Annotated in this window: 14 protein-coding genes and 3 pseudogenes; 12 read left to right on the forward strand and 5 right to left on the reverse strand. The window is 59.4% G+C overall.

The window, feature by feature from the left end:
- Positions 1–26 precede the first annotated feature (26 nt).
- The 3 genes from cmaA2 to MLPF_RS01900 all read right to left on the reverse strand — a co-directional run bounded on the left by cmaA2 (position 27) and on the right by MLPF_RS01900 (position 2,471).
- On the reverse strand, positions 27–953 hold the full coding sequence (cmaA2, locus tag MLPF_RS01890) for a cyclopropane mycolic acid synthase CmaA2 (RefSeq protein WP_045843821.1): 927 nt from the start codon (positions 951–953) through the stop codon (positions 27–29).
- Positions 954–963: 10 nt separating this feature from the next.
- Positions 964–1,464 carry an FAS1-like dehydratase domain-containing protein gene (locus tag MLPF_RS01895; protein WP_045843820.1) on the reverse strand — a complete coding sequence of 167 codons (501 nt, stop codon included), beginning with the start codon at positions 1,462–1,464 and terminating at the stop codon, positions 964–966.
- 104 nt (positions 1,465–1,568) lie between these two features.
- A complete protein-coding gene (locus MLPF_RS01900) occupies positions 1,569–2,471 on the reverse strand; it encodes an HAD family hydrolase (RefSeq protein WP_045843819.1) in 903 nt (300 codons plus the stop codon).
- Between the two features lie 802 nt (positions 2,472–3,273).
- On the opposite strand from MLPF_RS01900, the pseudogene MLPF_RS01905 reads away from it, so the two are divergent.
- The 9 genes and pseudogenes from MLPF_RS01905 to MLPF_RS01945 all read left to right on the forward strand — a co-directional run bounded on the left by MLPF_RS01905 (position 3,274) and on the right by MLPF_RS01945 (position 11,428).
- Positions 3,274–3,582: pseudogene (locus tag MLPF_RS01905) on the forward strand (glutaredoxin family protein).
- Between the two features lie 53 nt (positions 3,583–3,635).
- Positions 3,636–5,042, forward strand: coding sequence for a glutamyl-tRNA reductase (locus MLPF_RS01910; RefSeq protein ID WP_045843817.1), 1,407 nt, complete (start codon positions 3,636–3,638; stop codon positions 5,040–5,042).
- Positions 5,043–5,055: 13 nt separating this feature from the next.
- The gene (gene hemC, locus MLPF_RS01915) at positions 5,056–6,003 is read left to right on the forward strand and encodes a hydroxymethylbilane synthase (protein WP_045843816.1); all 948 of its coding nucleotides are present in this window, start codon (positions 5,056–5,058) and stop codon (positions 6,001–6,003) included.
- 21 nt (positions 6,004–6,024) lie between these two features.
- Positions 6,025–7,701 carry a bifunctional uroporphyrinogen-III C-methyltransferase/uroporphyrinogen-III synthase gene (locus MLPF_RS01920; protein WP_045843815.1) on the forward strand — a complete coding sequence of 559 codons (1,677 nt, stop codon included), beginning with the start codon at positions 6,025–6,027 and terminating at the stop codon, positions 7,699–7,701.
- A gap of 46 nt (positions 7,702–7,747) precedes the next feature.
- Positions 7,748–8,737 (forward strand): porphobilinogen synthase, encoded by a 990-nt coding sequence (gene hemB / locus MLPF_RS01925; protein ID WP_045843814.1) that lies wholly within the window; start codon positions 7,748–7,750, stop codon positions 8,735–8,737.
- 38 nt (positions 8,738–8,775) lie between these two features.
- Positions 8,776–9,276, forward strand: a pseudogene (locus tag MLPF_RS01930) (DUF3093 domain-containing protein).
- A 1,004-nt stretch (positions 9,277–10,280) separates the two neighbouring features.
- On the forward strand, positions 10,281–10,562 hold the full coding sequence (locus MLPF_RS01935; protein ID WP_045843812.1) for a hypothetical protein: 282 nt from the start codon (positions 10,281–10,283) through the stop codon (positions 10,560–10,562).
- Between the two features lie 129 nt (positions 10,563–10,691).
- Positions 10,692–10,847 (forward strand): hypothetical protein, encoded by a 156-nt coding sequence (locus tag MLPF_RS01940; protein ID WP_156147287.1) that lies wholly within the window; start codon positions 10,692–10,694, stop codon positions 10,845–10,847.
- Between the two features lie 416 nt (positions 10,848–11,263).
- Positions 11,264–11,428, forward strand: coding sequence for a hypothetical protein (locus MLPF_RS01945; protein WP_237817232.1), 165 nt, complete (start codon positions 11,264–11,266; stop codon positions 11,426–11,428).
- A gap of 528 nt (positions 11,429–11,956) precedes the next feature.
- On the opposite strand, the gene MLPF_RS01950 is transcribed toward MLPF_RS01945, so the two are convergent.
- A complete protein-coding gene (locus MLPF_RS01950; protein ID WP_156147286.1) occupies positions 11,957–12,274 on the reverse strand; it encodes a hypothetical protein in 318 nt (105 codons plus the stop codon).
- A gap of 755 nt (positions 12,275–13,029) precedes the next feature.
- Here MLPF_RS01950 and MLPF_RS01955 point away from each other — a divergent pair.
- On the forward strand, positions 13,030–13,212 hold the full coding sequence (locus tag MLPF_RS01955; protein ID WP_050039347.1) for a hypothetical protein: 183 nt from the start codon (positions 13,030–13,032) through the stop codon (positions 13,210–13,212).
- A 926-nt stretch (positions 13,213–14,138) separates the two neighbouring features.
- Here the strand turns inward: MLPF_RS01955 and MLPF_RS01960 are convergent.
- Positions 14,139–14,524: pseudogene (locus MLPF_RS01960) on the reverse strand (nitroreductase family deazaflavin-dependent oxidoreductase); the annotation flags it as partial.
- A gap of 99 nt (positions 14,525–14,623) precedes the next feature.
- On the opposite strand from MLPF_RS01960, the gene hemL reads away from it, so the two are divergent.
- Together hemL and MLPF_RS01970 are read left to right on the forward strand one after the other, a co-directional pair.
- The gene (gene hemL, locus MLPF_RS01965; protein ID WP_045843809.1) at positions 14,624–15,964 is read left to right on the forward strand and encodes a glutamate-1-semialdehyde 2,1-aminomutase; all 1,341 of its coding nucleotides are present in this window, start codon (positions 14,624–14,626) and stop codon (positions 15,962–15,964) included.
- A complete protein-coding gene (locus MLPF_RS01970) occupies positions 15,964–16,572 on the forward strand; it encodes a histidine phosphatase family protein (protein WP_045843808.1) in 609 nt (202 codons plus the stop codon). The genes hemL and MLPF_RS01970 overlap by 1 nt, the downstream gene beginning before the upstream one ends.
- Positions 16,573–16,582: the final 10 nt, after the last annotated feature.

The raw sequence follows: 16,582 nt of genomic DNA on the forward strand, positions 1-16,582 counted from the left end.
CGTGATTGTGTGTCGCGCAGCTACTTTTACTTGACCAAGGTGAATTGGCAGACGTCGGTGTAATGGTCGCGGAATAGGTCCGAGCAGCCCGTCAGGTAGTGCATGTAGGTGTCGTACGTTTTTTGGCCCTGCAGTGCGATGGCCTCGTCCTTGTGCGCTTCCAGCGCTACGGCCCAGGCGTTCAGCGTCGGGACGTAGTGGGACCCGATCCGATGGTACCGCTCGACCTTGAAACCGGCGTTGGATGAGTAGTGGTCGACCTGCGAGATCTTCGGTAGCCGACCGCCAGGAAAGATCTCGGTTAAGATGAACTTGACGAAGCGGAGCAGGCTCATCGGCGTCGTCAAGTTCAGCTCCTTGGTTTCCTTGGCATCAGGCACGATGATCGTGTGCAGCAGCATCCTCCCATCTTTGGGCAGCACGTCGTAGCACATTTTGAAGAAGCTGTCGTAGCGCTCGAATCCGGCGTCGCCTGCGCCGTCGGCAAAATGCTCGAACGCGCCGAGTGAAACTATGCGGTCGACCGGTTCGTCGAATTGTTCCCAGCCTTGCAGCCGTACGTCCTTGGTTCGGTTCGTTCCGGTGTGGTCTATCTCGGCGAACTTCAGCTTGTTGTGGGCGAACTGATTCTTGCTCAACGTCAAGCCGATCACATTAACGTCATATTTTTCGATCGCATGCCGCATGGTCGATCCCCAGCCGCAGCCGATGTCGAGCAAAGTCATACCGGGTTCTAGCCTAAGCTTGCTCAAGGCGAGGTTACGCTTAGCGTGCTGGGCCTCTTCCAGCGTCATGTCGGGGCGTTCAAAGTATGCGCAGCTGTAGGTCATCGATGGATCGAGCCATAGCTTGAAAAACTCATTCGATCGGTCGTAATGCGACTGGACGGCTTCGATCGGCGGTTTTAGCTGTTTACGAGGGGTTTTGGCCGGATAGCTCTGTGACCGAACCATGATTCGCCTTTCATATCGACGCGATTGCAGCGACGGTTTCTTCAGCGGTAGCATCCTGACGTGCCGCTTCGCCCAGCATAGTGACAATACTGGTGACGACTGGCTTGCCCTCCGCATCGGTGACCTCGCTGCGGATTTTTGCGATTACAGTGCCATGAGACTCCATTACCGAGTCGAGGTAGGTGTCGAAGTACAGCTTATCTTGCGCCAGGATCGTACGGTAGAAGCGAAATTTCTGGTCGCGATGGAAGACCCGGGTGACATTAATCGGGATGTTGAATTTGGTAAAGATCTCGAGCTGTACGCGTCGTCCAGCGATCGCCAAGAAGGTTAGCGGAGCCACTAGTGCAGGGTATCCGGCCTTAATAGCTGCAGTTTCGTTGTAGTGGGTTGGGTGGTCGTCTTTAACCGCAAGCGCGAACTCACGGATTTTCTCGCGTCCGACTTGGAAGTGATCCAACTGCCGATAATGCTTGCCGATGAGTCCTTCGGCCTCTAGGGGAACTGTCATGACGCTGCGCTCTCCGCTCACACTCTGGGCTCAATGTCGCAGTTTATCAGCGTGGTTTACGTTGCGATGCTTGGGTTCGATCAGGTCGGTGTGCTTTTCGCGCGTTATTCGCGCTCACGGCGACGCGACACGGCTGCTGCCAACGCGCCGCCCAATGCCAAGGCCGACGGCACTCCGATCCGGGCAGCCTTGCGCGCAGTTCGAAAGTCGCGGATCTCCCAGCCCCGTTCACGGGCCAGACTGCGCAGCTGGGCGTCCGGGTTGATGGCGACCGCGGTGCCTACCAACGACAACATGGGCACGTCGTTGTAGCTGTCGGAATAGGCGGTGCAGCGCTTCAGATTGAGGCCCTCCCGGATCGCCAGCGATCGGACTGCATGTGCTTTCCCGGCTCCATGCAGGATCTCGTCTACCAGTCTGCCAGTGAATACCCCGTTTACCGACTCGGCGACTGTTCCCAATGCGCCGGTCAGGCCGAGCCGACGTGCGATGGTGGCAGCGAGTTCGTATGGCGTGGCAGTGATCAGCCACACCTGCTGGCCGGCATCAAGATGCATCTGAGTGAGCTCGCGGGTGCCAGCCCAGATTTTGTCCGCGATGATTTCGTCGTAGATCTCCTCGCCCAGAGCTACCAGCTGCTCGACTGATCGTCCTTCGATGAACGCGAGCGCTTTGCGCCGGCCGGCAGCCATGTCGTGGCTATTTTCTCTGCCGAGTAACTGAAACTTAGCCTGAGTGTAGATGAATCCGAGTACATCGCGATAGGTGAAATAGTCGCGAGCAGCCAGCCCGCGACCGAAGTGCACCGCCGATGAACCCTGCACCAACGTGTTATCGACGTCGAAAAATGCCGCCGCGGTCAGGTCGATCGGTGGTTGCGGACAGACCCCTGCGTCAGCCACTGCTGTGGGCATATCGTTAAGCGCCTGGTTGATGCTCGCGTTTTTGACCAAGGAATTCAGGTCAATGCGACCCTTATATGCGTTGCCCAGGTCAGGGGAAGCCATCGCGAAACCTCCTAAATCGCTGCGCTTGCCCGGTGGTCGGTTCAGTGGCAGACATCAACCCTATCTGGCAAATTGGGTTGCGGAGGTTTACGTATCTAGCCTGTGAGTCAGCGGCTAGATGTCAACTCGAGTCGCAGAGGTTATGGCTAGCGGTCCATCGGTTCACGACCACATCACCGAATTTGTTGAGTTGACATGGCGTCCAGGTTAGTTGTGGTGCGCGGTTGCACCGGCGTCCTGTAACTGTGCTAACGCGTTGCGTATCAGCTCTTCGCCGCGCGTTCAGTGCCGATGCACCTCGGCATGTGGTGCTGCATTTTGTCCTGGACCACATTGTATGCAGACTGGTTACCAGAGAGTCGGTTTCGGCGAGCATGCTTTTTGCATAGCGCCGAAACTCGGCCATTTGATGCACTTCCTCAACCAGCGCATCGAGATCCACGCGAAACGCTTCAGCCACTGTCGGCCTCTCGCCGCGCCTGCGCCGATGCTGTATCGTTCTCGTGGTAACCATCGTCAGTTGTGGCTGTCAGCTACAGCTAACATCGACAGGTTCGCGCCTGCCGCACCCTCACCATACGCGTGGCAGAGGTGTAGGCACCGTCAGATGCGCCGTGTCAGCCGGCCCGCTGATTCCGCAGATCCTTTGCGTTATCGCGCAGCTCTTGGGTGAACCTCTGCAGCGCCGCTGGATCGACATTAGGTTGTCCGGAGGAGCAACAGCGGCAATCTAGTGAGAACTGGGCCGGGTCACGCTTTCACTCGGAAAAGTCTCTCGAAAACGGCTACCACACTGGTGGCCATGACCGAGGCGCCAGATTGTCCGCAGGTTGAGCTGGCCAACCCGCGACGAGTGCGCGATCTGCGCACGGGTAAACAGCCAGCTGATTGAACTGGTTGGTGAGCTGGGCTTCCATCTGAAGATAACGGATATCGACGTCGCGGCTTTAGCGGGCACCCCTGGGCTGTGGGTTGAGTTCGGCCACCGTCTTCCAGTGATCCTGCTCGATGGCCGCTAGCACAGCTATGGTGAGGTCGACGAGGTCCGGCTCTGCGCGGATCTCACCTGCTGACAATATTTGGTAGCCCACTTGATCAACGTCTACCGTAGACACCAGTCCTGCTACTGGAGGAAAGCAAGGGAGCTGGCCAAGTGATGCTGCCGTGAGCATTTTGCTCTTCGGGGTTTCGCACCGCAGTGCGCCGGTCTCTGTTTTAGAACAACTCAGCCTGGACGGATCCGATCAGATCAAGATCGTCGACCGGGTGCTGCAGTCCCCGTTGGTGACCGAGGCGATGGTGCTGTCGACCTGTAACCGGGTCGAGGTCTACGCCGTGGTGGAGGCGTTCCACGCGGGATTGTCAGCTATTGGGCAAGTGCTGTCGGAATACTCCGCGATGCCGATCGGCGACCTGACCAAATACGCTTACGTACGCTACAGCGAGGCTGCTGTCGAGCATTTGTTCACGGTTGCCAGCGGTCTGGATTCAGCGGTGGTCGGCGAGCAGCAGGTGCTGGGTCAGGTGCGTCGCGCATATGCCGCCGCTGAGGCTAATCGGGCGGTAGGCCAGGTGTTGCATGAGGTGGCCCAACGAGCGTTGTCGGTGGGTAAGCGGGTGCATTCCGAAACTGCCATCGACGCTGCCGGGATCTCGATGGTGTCGGTCGCCCTTGGCATAGCTGAACGCACGCTGGGCGGGTTGGCGGGCCGGACCGCGGTAGTGATCGGCGCTGGCGCGATGGGTGCACTCTCGTCGTTGCACCTGACGCAGGCCAACATCGGGCGTATCAATGTACTTAACCGGTCGTTGTCTCGAGCGCGGCAGCTGGCCGGTAAGGTCGGTGAAGCGGGCGTGCCGGCCGACGTGCGGACTCTTGATCAGCTTGCTGAGGTATTGGCGGACGCTGACTTAGTGGTCAGCTGTACGGGGGCGGTCAGCCCCGTGGTTTCGCTGGCGGACGTGCACCACGCTTTGGCTGCCATGCGCCGTGACGAAACGACTCGGCCGCTGGTGATATGTGATTTAGGTATGCCGCGCGACGTGGATCCGGCGGTGGCCAAACTGCCCGGCGTTTGGGTCGTTGATGTAGACCGCGTGCAGCGTGAACCGTCGGCCCATGCCAGCGCCGCCGACGTTGATGCCGCGCGCCGCATTGTGGCGGCTGAAGTGGCCACATATCTGACTAGGCAGCGGATGGCCGAGGTGACCCCGACGGTGACGGCGTTGCGTCAGCGAGCCGCCGATGTGATCGAAGCGGAGTTACTGCGCCTAGACCACCGACTGCCCGGGTTGGAAAGCACTCAGCGCGAGGAGGTGGCACACACCGTGCGACGGGTGGTAGACAAGCTGCTACACGCGCCTACCGTGCGGATCAAGCAGCTTGCCAGTGCTCCCGGCGGTGACAGCTACACCGAGGCGCTGCGTGAGCTTTTCGAGCTCGATCAGACCGCTGTCGATGCGGTTGCCACTGCAGGTGAATTACCAGTGATGGTAAGCGGGTTCGGCGATGCTACTAGTAGGTACGGCACAAGTGCTGCGCAGGACAGCTCAAAACATCACGCCGACTAGTTGATTGGCCCACGTGATCCGGATAGGCACTCGGGGCAGCTTACTAGCCACCACCCAGGCTGCGCTCGTTAGAGACGCTCTCATTGCCAACGGGCATCCTGCGGAGTTGGTGATCATCAACACCGCAGGCGATCAATCGTCTGCGCCTGTCGACAGTCTAGGTGTGGGTGTCTTCACCAAAGCATTACGTGAGGCTATCGAAGAGGGCTGCGTCGATGCTGCGGTGCACTCGTACAAGGATTTGCCAACCGCTGACGATCCGCGGTTCACGGTAGCGGCGATTCCTCCACGAAACGACCCCCGCGACGCAGTGGTAACCCGCGATGAGCTGGTGCTTGCGGAATTGCCGGCTGGATCGCTGGTAGGCACGTCCTCGCCACGGCGGGCGGCACAGCTTAGGGCACTGGGTCTCGGTTTGGAAATTCGCCCCCTACGAGGCAACCTAGATACCAGGTTGAACAGGGTAAGCAGTGGCGATCTTGACGCCATCGTGGTGGCCCGGGCCGGGTTGGCCCGGCTGGGCCGCCTCGATGAAGTCACCGAGACGTTAGATCCGGTGCAGATGGTGCCAGCACCGGCTCAAGGCGCGCTCGCGGTCGAATGCCGCGCTGGTGACAGCCGGTTGGTGGCGGTGCTGGCGGCGTTGGACGATGCCGACACACGTGCGGCGGTCACTGCGGAGCGAGTCCTGCTCGCCGAACTGGAGGCCGGCTGCTCCGCACCGGTGGGCGCGATCGCTGAAATGGTCGAGTCCATCGATGAGGAAGGCCGCGTCTTCGAAGAGTTGTCGCTGCGCGGCTGTGTGGCGGCGTTGGACGGATCCGACGTGATCCGCGCGTCCGGCATCAGCATGTCTGGTCGGGCGAGCGAGCTTGGGCTAGCAGTTGCTGTAGAGCTGTTTGAGCTGGGTGCCCGGGAGCTGATGTGGGTAGCGCGGTCAGACCGGGCACGAGGAAGTTGAACGGGAGTGGTGGGAGCGACAATGACGACGCGAGGGCGTAAGCCTAGACCAGGTCGCATCACATTTGTGGGCGCCGGTCCAGGCGCCCCGGGTTTACTAACTGCCCAGGCTGTAGCGGTGCTGGCGAACGCCGCCCTGGTTTTCATCGACCCCGATGTACCTGAGCCGGTGCTGGCGCTGATTGGCAAGGACCTGCCACCGGTCTCTGGTCCAGCGCCTGCCGGTCCGGCTGCTGCGACCGCCGTCGGCGCTGCCGATGATACCCCCGAGGGGGATCGCAACCAAGCCGCACCGACGGTCGTGTCCGGAGGCGCTGACATCCGTCCTGCACTGGGGGACCCCATTGAGGTTGCCAAGAATCTGACCGCCGAGGCTCGTTCCGGTGTCGACGTAGTGCGGCTAGTGGCGGGTGATCCGTTGACGGTGGACGCGATTATAACTGAGGTGAACGCTGTGGCACGCACCAATCTACAAATCGAGATCGTGCCCGGCTTAGTCATCAGCAGCGCCGTACCGACCTATGCTGGGCTACCCCTGGGTTCGTCGCACACGGTGGCTGATGTACGTGGCGACGTGGACTGGGAAGCGCTAGCCGCGGCTCCTGGGCCGCTGATTCTGCAAGCCACCGCATCACATCTTGCCAACGCGGCGCACACATTGATCTACCACGGGCTGGACGACGCCACCCCCTGCGTGGTGACCGCGCAGGGCACGACCTCTCAGCAACGTTCTGTCGAAACCACATTGGAGGGATTGATCGACCCGGCTGTCCTAGGCGGCACCGATACAGCAGGCCCGCTGACCGGGCCGCTGGTGGTGACCATAGGCAAGATGGTGACAAGCCGAGCTAGGCTGAACTGGTGGGAAAGTCGCGCACTCTACGGTTGGACCGTGTTGGTACCGCGTACCAAGGACCAGGCCGGCGAGATGAGCGAGCGGCTAGCGTCGTACGGCGCGTTGCCGGTTGAGGTGCCGACCATCGCCGTTGAGCCGCCTCGCAGTCCCACTCAGATGGAGCGTGCTGTCAAGGGGCTGGTCGACGGTCGTTTTCAATGGGTGGTGTTCACTTCCACCAACGCGGTGCGCGCGGTGTGGGAGAAGTTTGGCGAGTTCGGTCTGGACGCCCGCGCTTTCTCCGGGGTGAAGATCGCCTGCGTCGGAGAAGCGACTGCCGACCGAGTCCGTGCATTCGGGATCAGCCCGGAGCTGGTGCCGGCCGGGGAACAGTCGTCCCTCGGTCTGCTGGACGAATTCCCGCCTTATGACAGCGTTTTCGATCCAGTGAACCGTGTTTTGCTGCCGCGCGCTGACATCGCCACCGAAACGCTGGCTGCGGGACTGCGTGAGTATGGCTGGGAGATCGAGGATGTCACCGCTTATCGGACGGTGCGGGCGGCACCGCCGCCGGCGGCCACCCGGGAAATGATCAAGACAGGTGGCTTCGACGCCGTATGCTTCACCTCCAGCTCCACGGTGCGTAACTTGGTCGGTATTGCCGGCAAACCGCACGCGCGGACTATTATCGCTTGCATCGGACCCAAGACCGCCGAGACCGCTTCTGAGTTTGGTTTGCGGGTGGATGTCCAGCCTGAAACCGCCGCGGTTGGACCGTTAGTTGACGCGTTGGCCGAACATGCCGCTAGGCTACGCGCCGAGGGCGCTCTACCTCCACCGCGCAAGAAAAGCCGCAGGCGCTAGTAGTGATCGCGAGCACGGTGGGTACGGGTTCGGCAGTAGGCAGTCAGTGAGCGTCAGTGGTTACCCGCGACACCGACCGCGTCGGCTTCGCTCAACCCCCGCTATGCGCCGCCTGGTGGCGCAGACCTCGCTGGAGCCAAAGCATTTGGTGCTGCCGATGTTCGTCGCTGACGGTATCGAAGAGCTGCGACCAATTGCTTCCATGCCGGGCGTTGTGCAGCACACCCGGGATTCGCTGCGTCGCGCTGCCGTCGATGCTGTCGCTGCCGGGGTAGGTGGATTGAACCTGTTTGGCGTGCCCTGCGACCAGGATAAGGATGCAACTGGCTCGGCTGGGGTAGATCCCAATGGCATCCTCAATGTCGCTCTTCGCGATCTGGCCGAGGATCTCGGTGATGCCACCGTGTTGATGGCCGACACCTGTCTGGACGAGTTTACCGACCATGGGCACTGTGGCGTCCTCGACGAGCGGGGCCGAGTGGACAACGACGCAACCGTGGCACGGTACGTGGAAATTGCTGTGGCACAAGCGGAATCCGGTGCTAACGTGGTTGGGCCGAGCGGGATGATGGACGGCCAGATAGGTGCGATCCGAGACGGACTGGACAGTGCTGGCTACACCGACGTAGCGATCCTGGCTTACGCTGCGAAGTTTTCCTCGGCGTTCTATGGACCGTTCCGCGAGGCGGTGAGCTGCAGCTTGTCCAGTGACCGATGCACCTACCAGCAGGAGCCAGGAAATGCCCGCGAGGCGTTGCGCGAAATCAAGTTGGATCTCGACGAAGGCGCAGACATCATCATGGTCAAACCCGCTTTAGGGTATCTGGACGTTGTTGCTATGGCGGCCGGTGTTTCGCCAGTTCCGGTAGCTGCCTATCAAGTCTCGGGAGAGTACGCAATGATTTGCGCCGCGGCCACAAACAACTGGATTGACGAACGTGCCGCTGTGCTAGAGTCGCTGACAAGTATCCGGCGCGCCGGGGCGGATATCGTGTTCACCTATTGGGCCGCTGATGTGGCGGGTTGGCTTTCCTGACCAATCCATTAGGTCGCAATCACTCGATGGGGCTGCAGATGATGGCAACGACGGAAGCCAATCGCAAGCTGTTGTTTTATGAGCTCGGCGCCAACTGGATTTGGTTGCTATCAGTACCAGCGGCAGCGACTGCCGTGATCTTCATGAAATCTTGGAGTGGTGCTTCGATGCACCTGGTAGTCCTGTTGATCTTTCTGGTTCTGGTGTCTGGGTTTGTAGGCTTCCAGGTGAAGCCGGTGCAAATCCAGTGCTCAGTCGAACTCACCGACGATACCCTGCGTCGGGACGCCGAGACGATCCTCGTCACCGAAATCCTGAAGATCCTATCCGGGAGTCGAGAATTCACTGACGTCCGACAAGGAGTTGAAGCCGTGGCAGTCGGTGCGGGCGCTTGGCTAATTGGTTGTGGTGCTGCGCGGCCGCGTTGGTATCGGACTGAGGCTCAACGAGGGTCGTACCGCGCAGGCTTGGGCCCGTCATATCGTCATTCTCGGGCGGCACTGACTCCGCTGGTTCAGGAGAGTGTGGAGCCCGCCTGATCGGATGTCACCGATGTCGATAATGACAACAACGAGTTACCGCGGTGATCGGTCGTTATCGAACGATGATCGAACTCGGTTTGGCCCTTCTCATGTTTATGGGAGCTGAGATGAGCTGGTTGTGCTCGCGTTACACGGTCCCCATCGTGCCCATCGCAGACGGGCAACCGATCACAATGTTCGGTGATGCACACTCCTCGGTGGCTGCTACTGACCTTGTTGTTGGGAACGTTCGCCGCTATCCTAGTGGTTGTTGGGGCGACGTGGCTGTAGCAGTGTCTGACTGCTCTCCAAAAGTGAGGTGAAAAGTTAATTGAGCGCAATTCTTCCATTGTTGCACGGTTCCGCTCATAGGTCCAGCGTGCCAGTCACTCCTGCAGCAGCACAAGGCCAAGCCTGGTCAGTTGCGTGACAGTCGATAAGTAGATCAGCAGCGCGATCATCTCAAACCTCCCCGCAAGCCTTGCAGTAATAGGAAGTCAATAGAACGAGTGGCTTTGGCAAGAAGTTCACCGCGACAGCTGATCATATTCGCTAACATGGTGACTGGCCTCAGCCGTCAGCCAGGGCGCGATCGGCTACCGTGTCGATGGTCGATGGCGGGTGCCAGCAACTGCGTGTACTCGGGGTATCACATCGTTGTCGTACCGGAACACCAAGGTACTGTCGACGATCATCAGGCAGCGGCCGAGGGGGTGCAGGGCAGGTCGGTTAGATCGGCGTAGTGAACTCTGGCACCGGTCGTTGTCGTTGCCTAGCCCGGCGGGTAGCACACCACCGCGAACACCGCGACCGGCACGCAAGTCCTCGATGTCCGGGCGGCATCCCCGCTGCTCTGCTCGACAGCGAGGGCGGGCGATGTTTTCCTACTGGGTCTGTCATGAATTCGTTGTCTGTCCACATCCGATAGGAGGCTATCCAGTCCAACTTGTCGGGTAGCTGCTTTCAGCAATACGAAATATCGTGTCCTTCTGGGAAAACCTCCCCGTCAGTGGCGTTTTCAGGTGGTTGACGAATTGGCGGGTGGCGAAATTGAAGCGGTCGCTGGTGCTGCAGTGTCCACCCGCAGGGGTATCGACGACAACGCCGGCAGACCCACCACGCTGTGTTGTACCCAATCATCGTGGCTGTCAGACGCTCCGGGTATGCTATCGGTGAATAAGGTGAACAATGTTGGGATGATCGCGCAGATCCTTTTGGTCCGCGACGGCCCCAGCAGGAACGCCCCGTGTTCATACCATCAACCCGCCCAGAAAACCCACCCGGGAAGTGTCTATATCCATTGAAGACAGTAATCGGCAGGAGCTCATCAAGCATCATAGCGCCGGAGTCCACGCTGGATGCACGTCGGTGCCAGTAGGTATCACCACCATCGACTCCTACCACGGCGATGGTGCTCGGCCCGTCTTGGCTAGTTGGGCGAGTGCGCCCTCCACGCCGGCGTCGAGCATCATTTCCGCGTTGCTGCTCTTGCCTGCAACGCAATCACTGTACACAGCATCCCGATCTTGTCCGGCGGGAAAAGTGATGACTCAATTGGTATTGGTCTTGACGCTGCCGCGATCCGCTGAGCGTGGTCGGTAACGTGTTATCTGCTATTGCAGGCTCAAACGGGGTGAGTGTGCCCAGGGGGTGCGCCGCCGCTTGTGGTTCGAGTGGATCCAGGATGGCGCCCAAAGTCCACACATCAGCGGCCGCAACATCAACGCCGGCTCCCATGAGCAGTACCACGTGTCGGTTCAGGTCAGGTACGGGCGTCAATAATGCCGCGATAGTCGGTCTTTGCTGGTACCTGGCATCTCAGGGTCTGTAGAGACAGCGATAAAACAGTTCGATTCCTGATCACCGACCGGCGGTCCGTTCCTATGCCGTAAATCTAATGGGAACCTTTAGGCCCATAAGTTTGAAGATGAGTTCTGCGACATGTCATTGCAACCCAACGGTCACTTGAATTCGTGGTTTCGCAACACGTTCCGCCCAAACGAGTGTGCGTTTTCTGTCAGCGGCTGCGGTGGTTGCTCTTGTCGCGGCGTGCTCACACGGGTCCAAGACCCCGAGTGCGGGGCCGGTAGCTGCGACACTAATGCGCCATATAGTGGTCATCTTCCATGGGAACATCTCCTTTGACCACTACTTCGGAACCTATTATTAGGTCGCCAACATCGATGGCCAACCGTTTATGGCCAAACCGGACATCCTCACGGTCAACGGTCTAACTTCAGATTTGTTGACGAACGATCCCAACTCGGTGCAGCCGATGCGTTTAGGCGGACCGGGTCAGCAGCTGACCTGCGATTAGCAGCGTGAGTACCAAACCGAGCACTTGTCCGCCTATGGCGGTGCCATGGATAGGCTTGTTGAACACGACAAGAATGCTCCATGTTCACCGCTGTTCTTCAGTGTTCCTGGCCTGATGATATCTTATTAACTACTGAAGACAACTCGGTGACTGTGCCGTGGAACGGCACCCGACGGTACTCAAGAGTGACAACTTCCACGCTACCATCTTCGGCCTTTCTACGCCCATACGCATCAACTTAGTGCGGGTTAAACTCATAGAGCAATAACCAAATTTAACATCGGATGGGGAACCGCTCCGGCCCCGTATGGTCATTGACTTTGCAAGCAACGGGCAAGGCACTTTGATCCAAGATCCGCAATCTTTGGGTGATGATGGTTCCTACCGGGAGTAGGTGAAGTTCAGCTCCGACAACAAAACATCGGTTACCGCGTTCAACGCGAAGGGCGTCACGGCTACTTTCAAGGCGGTTTCAAACCCACCGGCTGCAAGCCCGACGGTAAGGCGGAATGCGTTGCAACGCGCAACATTGGCACGGTCTTGGGCGGCACCGGCAAGACTTTTAGAGCGTTCCCGTTCGACACTAGATCTGACTACATGCCCCACCACGAGCCGTTTCAGTACTACATTATCCACAACAAACCTACACCATCTGCCGCCGAGCGCGACCGGCAAGATCGGCTTCACTGATAAGGCCACCCACCAAATACAACCTATCGGATTTTTGGGCCCCCACCTACGGGGGCAATCTGCCAGTGACGAGCATTCTGAAACCGCCACGCTACCAAGACGTGCACGCCGGTTACTCCGGTCTGCTCGACGAACAACCGTTCCTCGTTGGTACGGTCAACTATCTACGGAAGTTCCCGGAATAGTGGGATATGGTTATTCTCATCGCCTATGATGCCTTAGAGAGCCGATACGACCATTAGCCTACCAGTGGTAGTGTCGCCTTCCGACACAGCCGAAGACACTCTGGACAGCCCAGGATAAATACTGCGATCCGGGGCGGCATGACCATAACCCACCAAAGACAGTGCGGGTATGGTACTCGGCTACCGCTGCTGGCTATGGCGTAAAATGCCCTGAAGTAAATCATAAGCTAACTGGCCAAAGTTCAATCACTCGGTTCATCGAAGACAACTGGGACACCGGACGCATTGGCGATCACTCGTTCAACGGACGTGCTGGTTATACTGGACCGGGTGTTTGACTTCAGGAGTTCGACCACACCATCCCGTTCAACCACCAGGATCCGATCCCGCTGGCTTCGATAGTCTCACACCGTATGCTACCGAATGGTGCTCCGCCCCCCATTATGGATTATGGGTCTATGTGGCTGTGGTTAGACCAACATTATGGGGACGGGGTGCGTCAGGAAGACCCGTAAAATGGCAAGCCATGGGTAGTCTCCATCGGAGTTACGCTAAGGCCTGTCGCAGCGTTAGCGCAACATGATCGCCATCGGTAGCGTGATCGGCGCTCGGTTGTTTGGCGGTTTTGGCGTGGTAATCCATGCGACTGGCTCCGCCGCGTTCCTGACCTACGCGGTTTGCGATGTGTTGATCATTCTCGTGATGCGTATGCTCGTCGATATAGCTCCCGCGAACCTTTGTACGGGATCGTTCGCCAACTAGGCGGGACAAGCCCTCGGTGCCATTCGGTTGGCTGATTGTATCGGTACTATATTTAGGTAATTGTGTTCGGATGCGAGGCTGTCGCTGGCGGGTAGGTTATCATTTCCTGGCTCCATACGCCATTGTGGCTTTCTGCACTGATCCTGATGGTCACGATGACTGTGACCAATCCTGTTTTCCGTCGCATCCTACGGAGAGTTCGACTGTCTGGTTCGCTGGAACCAAAAACCGCTATCTTCGTGGTTTTTTTGAGCTCCGGAACAGTGTTAGTCCTCGAACTGCTGCCACATCGTCAGTGGATTTATCTAATCTCGATTAGCATAGCGGATTTTGCCGAATAGTGTGGGGGCCGTTTGTGCCGCCGTCGTGGTGGCATAGTGTACAGACAGATGCCCAAATTTCAGGAGCAGGGCTTTAACCAGCTCAACGGCACCGAAGCTAAACCAGCCAACGGCTGACAATCATCATTGTACGTATTGTGAAGCGGTGTTTCAGCCTCGGCTCACGACGATTCCGCCGCTGATGATCGCCGGTTCACGCGGGGCCCTAACTCGTGGAACCCGTGAAACTACTCTCTGCCTGTGGTCGTGCACCAGGGCGTCTTTGGCGATTTTCTATCCAGGTCCAGTACAGGTCTACTTGTTGGTGTGGTGGCGGCGCTCGTCGCTTGTCCTTCGTCGGCAACGAGGAAAGAGACTTCGCATTCCAGACTTGCGCTGGTCGGTTTTGTCGATCAGCGGGCCAACGACGCCAGGTCGCCATCCGTATGTGGAACGCCGCGCTGCTTAAAAAGCATTACCGCAAGCTGATTTTCGGTCGGATCAGCGCAATGTATCAACCCCCCCAAGTCTTGTATCCGCGCTGATGCGGGTTGGGCCGCCGGGATTGAACAATTCGACCACTGCACGGGTTGACACTAACGCGGTCCGAGTGATCAGCACCGCTTGCTCGGCTGGCAGCCTCGTGAAAGACTGCCGGCCGATGTGTACGTGCTGGATCGCTTTGGCCTTAGTGACGATCTGGGGTCGGCGACACCGTAGCTCTTGCCGCTGCGGCGCATCCGCCCACCTCCTGCTGCGGTGAGGTTCTTCAATCGGTCACGGTCGGAGCCGTAGGTCAGCAGGATCACAAACCCGAGCTGTTCGTTGAAGTTGTCGCGAAACACCACCAACGGTGTGCTGTAAGCCTTGCCGGATCACCTCCCGACGTGCTTTGAGAATGCCGTGCATGGGTAGCCAGCTGGCCTACAGCCGTTGAGTGGGGTTGGTGACGTGCCGGGGTAAAATCGGGCTAGTCATTGGGGTAGTTGCATGCCGTTATCCAACTTGTCGGCTTGGACCGACCTAAGGCCTTACCCAAATTCTTACACCCTGTAGTTCAACGAGTCGCGGAGGCTGGAACACTGGTCGTCATGGGCAGCACTAACCAGGCAAACGCACCGGCCGGCCCAGCCGTAAGCATCTCGGCGAAGCTGTTCGAGGATGCTTGCGCCGTTATTCCCGGTGGGGTGAACTCCCCGGTACGTGCCTTCTCGGCGGTCGGTGGCACCCCGCTCTTCATCACCGAAGCGCGGGGTTGCTGGCTAACCGACGCCGACGGTCACCGCTACGTTGACTTGGTCTGCTCGTGGGGGCCGATGATCCTCGGGCATGCGTATCCTGCCGTGGTCGACGCCGTCGCTACTGTCGCCGCCTCCGGTCTGTCGTTCGGGGCACCGACGCCGGCGGAGACGCAGCTGGCAGCCGAGATCATCGGGAGGATGGCGCCTGTCGAGCGAATACGGTTGGTAAACTCCGGCACTGAAGCCACCATGAGCGCGGTGCGGTTGGCACGTGGATTCACCGGACGGACCAAGATCATAAAGTTTTCTGGCTGCTATCACGGCCATGTGGACGCGCTGTTGGCCGACGCGGGCTCTGGGGTGGCGACGCTGAGCTTGCCGTCCTCGACGGGAGTAACCGGCGCCGCCGTAGCTGACACAATTGTGTTGCCCTATAATGATATAGCGGCTGTTAGGCAGACTTTTGCCCGGTTTGGTGACCAGATTGCCGCGGTGATTACCGAAGCGAGTCCCGGCAATATGGGAGTTGTCCCACCCGTGCCCGGCTATAACGCGGCGCTGCGCACGATCACCGCAGAGCATGGTGCGCTACTGATCATCGACGAGGTGATGACCGGTTTCCGGGTTAGCCGAAGTGGTTGGTACGGGCTCGATCCGGTCGCCGCTGACTTGTTCATCTTCGGCAAGGTGATGGGCGGCGGAATGCCGGCCGCCGCGTTCGGCGGGCGAGCCGAGGTGATGGAGATGCTGGCGCCGCTGGGGCCGGTGTATCAGGCGGGGACTCTGTCGGGTAACCCGGTGGCGATGGCCGCTGGGCTGGCAACGCTACGGGCTGCCGTCGACGCAGTCTATGCCACACTGGACCACAACGCCGACCGGTTGGTTGCACTACTATCTGAGGCGCTTACGGGTGCCGGTGTGCCACACCAGATTCCGCGGGCCGGCAATATGTTCAGCGTGTTCTTTTCTGAAGCGCCGGTGACCGACTTTGCGTCCGCTTGCAACAGCCAGATCTGGCGTTATCCGGCGTTTTTTCATGCACTGCTGAACGCGGGTGTTTACCCGCCGTGCAGTACGTTCGAGGCGTGGTTCGTCTCGGCCGCTCTCGACGACGACGCGTTCGGTCGCATCGTTGATGCTCTGCCTGGTGCGGCCGCTGCCGCAGTCGCCGCCCGGAACCGGGAGTCCTGATGGTCGAGCACAATCGGGTCCATGTGGTGCGTCACGGTGAAGTGGACAACCCCACCGGGATCCTCTATGGGCGACTCGCCGGGTTTGGCCTTTCTGAGACGGGTAGAGCGCAAGTGGCCGCAGTCGCCGATGCGCTGGCTGACCGTGATGTCGTTGCGGTAATCGCTTCTCCGCTACAACGGGCACAGGAAACCGCGGCGCCCATCGCCGAGAAGCACAACCTGCCTGTGGACACCGACCCCGATCTGATCGAATCGGTCAGCTTCTTCGAGGGGCGACGTGTCGGCTTGGGCGACGGCGCCTGGCGGGACCCTCGGGTGTGGTGGCAGCTGCGCAACCCATTCACCCCGTCATGGGGGGAGTCCTACATCGAGATCGCAGCTCGGATGATGACCGCGATGGACAAGGCACGTACCCGCGGCGCCGGCCATGAGGTGGTGTGCGTCAGCCATCAACTGCCGGTGTGGACGCTGCGGCTACACCTGACCGGCAAGCGACTTTGGCACGATCCGCGGCGCCGAGACTGTGCGTTGGCCTCTGTGACGACCTTCGTCTACGACGGAGACTGGCTGGTCGACGTGGAGTATTCTCAACCGGCGGGCACTTGATCACGCCGGT

The sequence above is a fragment of the Mycobacterium lepromatosis genome, assembly GCF_000975265.2.
Lineage (GTDB): Bacteria > Actinomycetota > Actinomycetes > Mycobacteriales > Mycobacteriaceae > Mycobacterium > Mycobacterium lepromatosis.

Bases quoted from the DNA above. Each gene is read 5' to 3' on its own strand.
- cmaA2 (WP_045843821.1), bottom strand. From the start codon at position 953: ATGGTTCGGTCACAGAGCTATCCGGCCAAAACCCCTCGTAAACAGCTA.
- MLPF_RS01895 (WP_045843820.1), bottom strand. From the start codon at position 1,464: ATGACAGTTCCCCTAGAGGCCGAAGGACTCATCGGCAAGCATTATCGG.
- MLPF_RS01900 (WP_045843819.1), bottom strand. From the start codon at position 2,471: ATGGCTTCCCCTGACCTGGGCAACGCATATAAGGGTCGCATTGACCTG.
- MLPF_RS01920 (WP_045843815.1), top strand. From the start codon at position 6,025: ATGACGACGCGAGGGCGTAAGCCTAGACCAGGTCGCATCACATTTGTG.
- MLPF_RS01955 (WP_050039347.1), top strand. From the start codon at position 13,030: ATGATCGCCATCGGTAGCGTGATCGGCGCTCGGTTGTTTGGCGGTTTT.
- hemL (WP_045843809.1), top strand. From the start codon at position 14,624: ATGGGCAGCACTAACCAGGCAAACGCACCGGCCGGCCCAGCCGTAAGC.
- MLPF_RS01970 (WP_045843808.1), top strand. From the start codon at position 15,964: ATGGTCGAGCACAATCGGGTCCATGTGGTGCGTCACGGTGAAGTGGAC.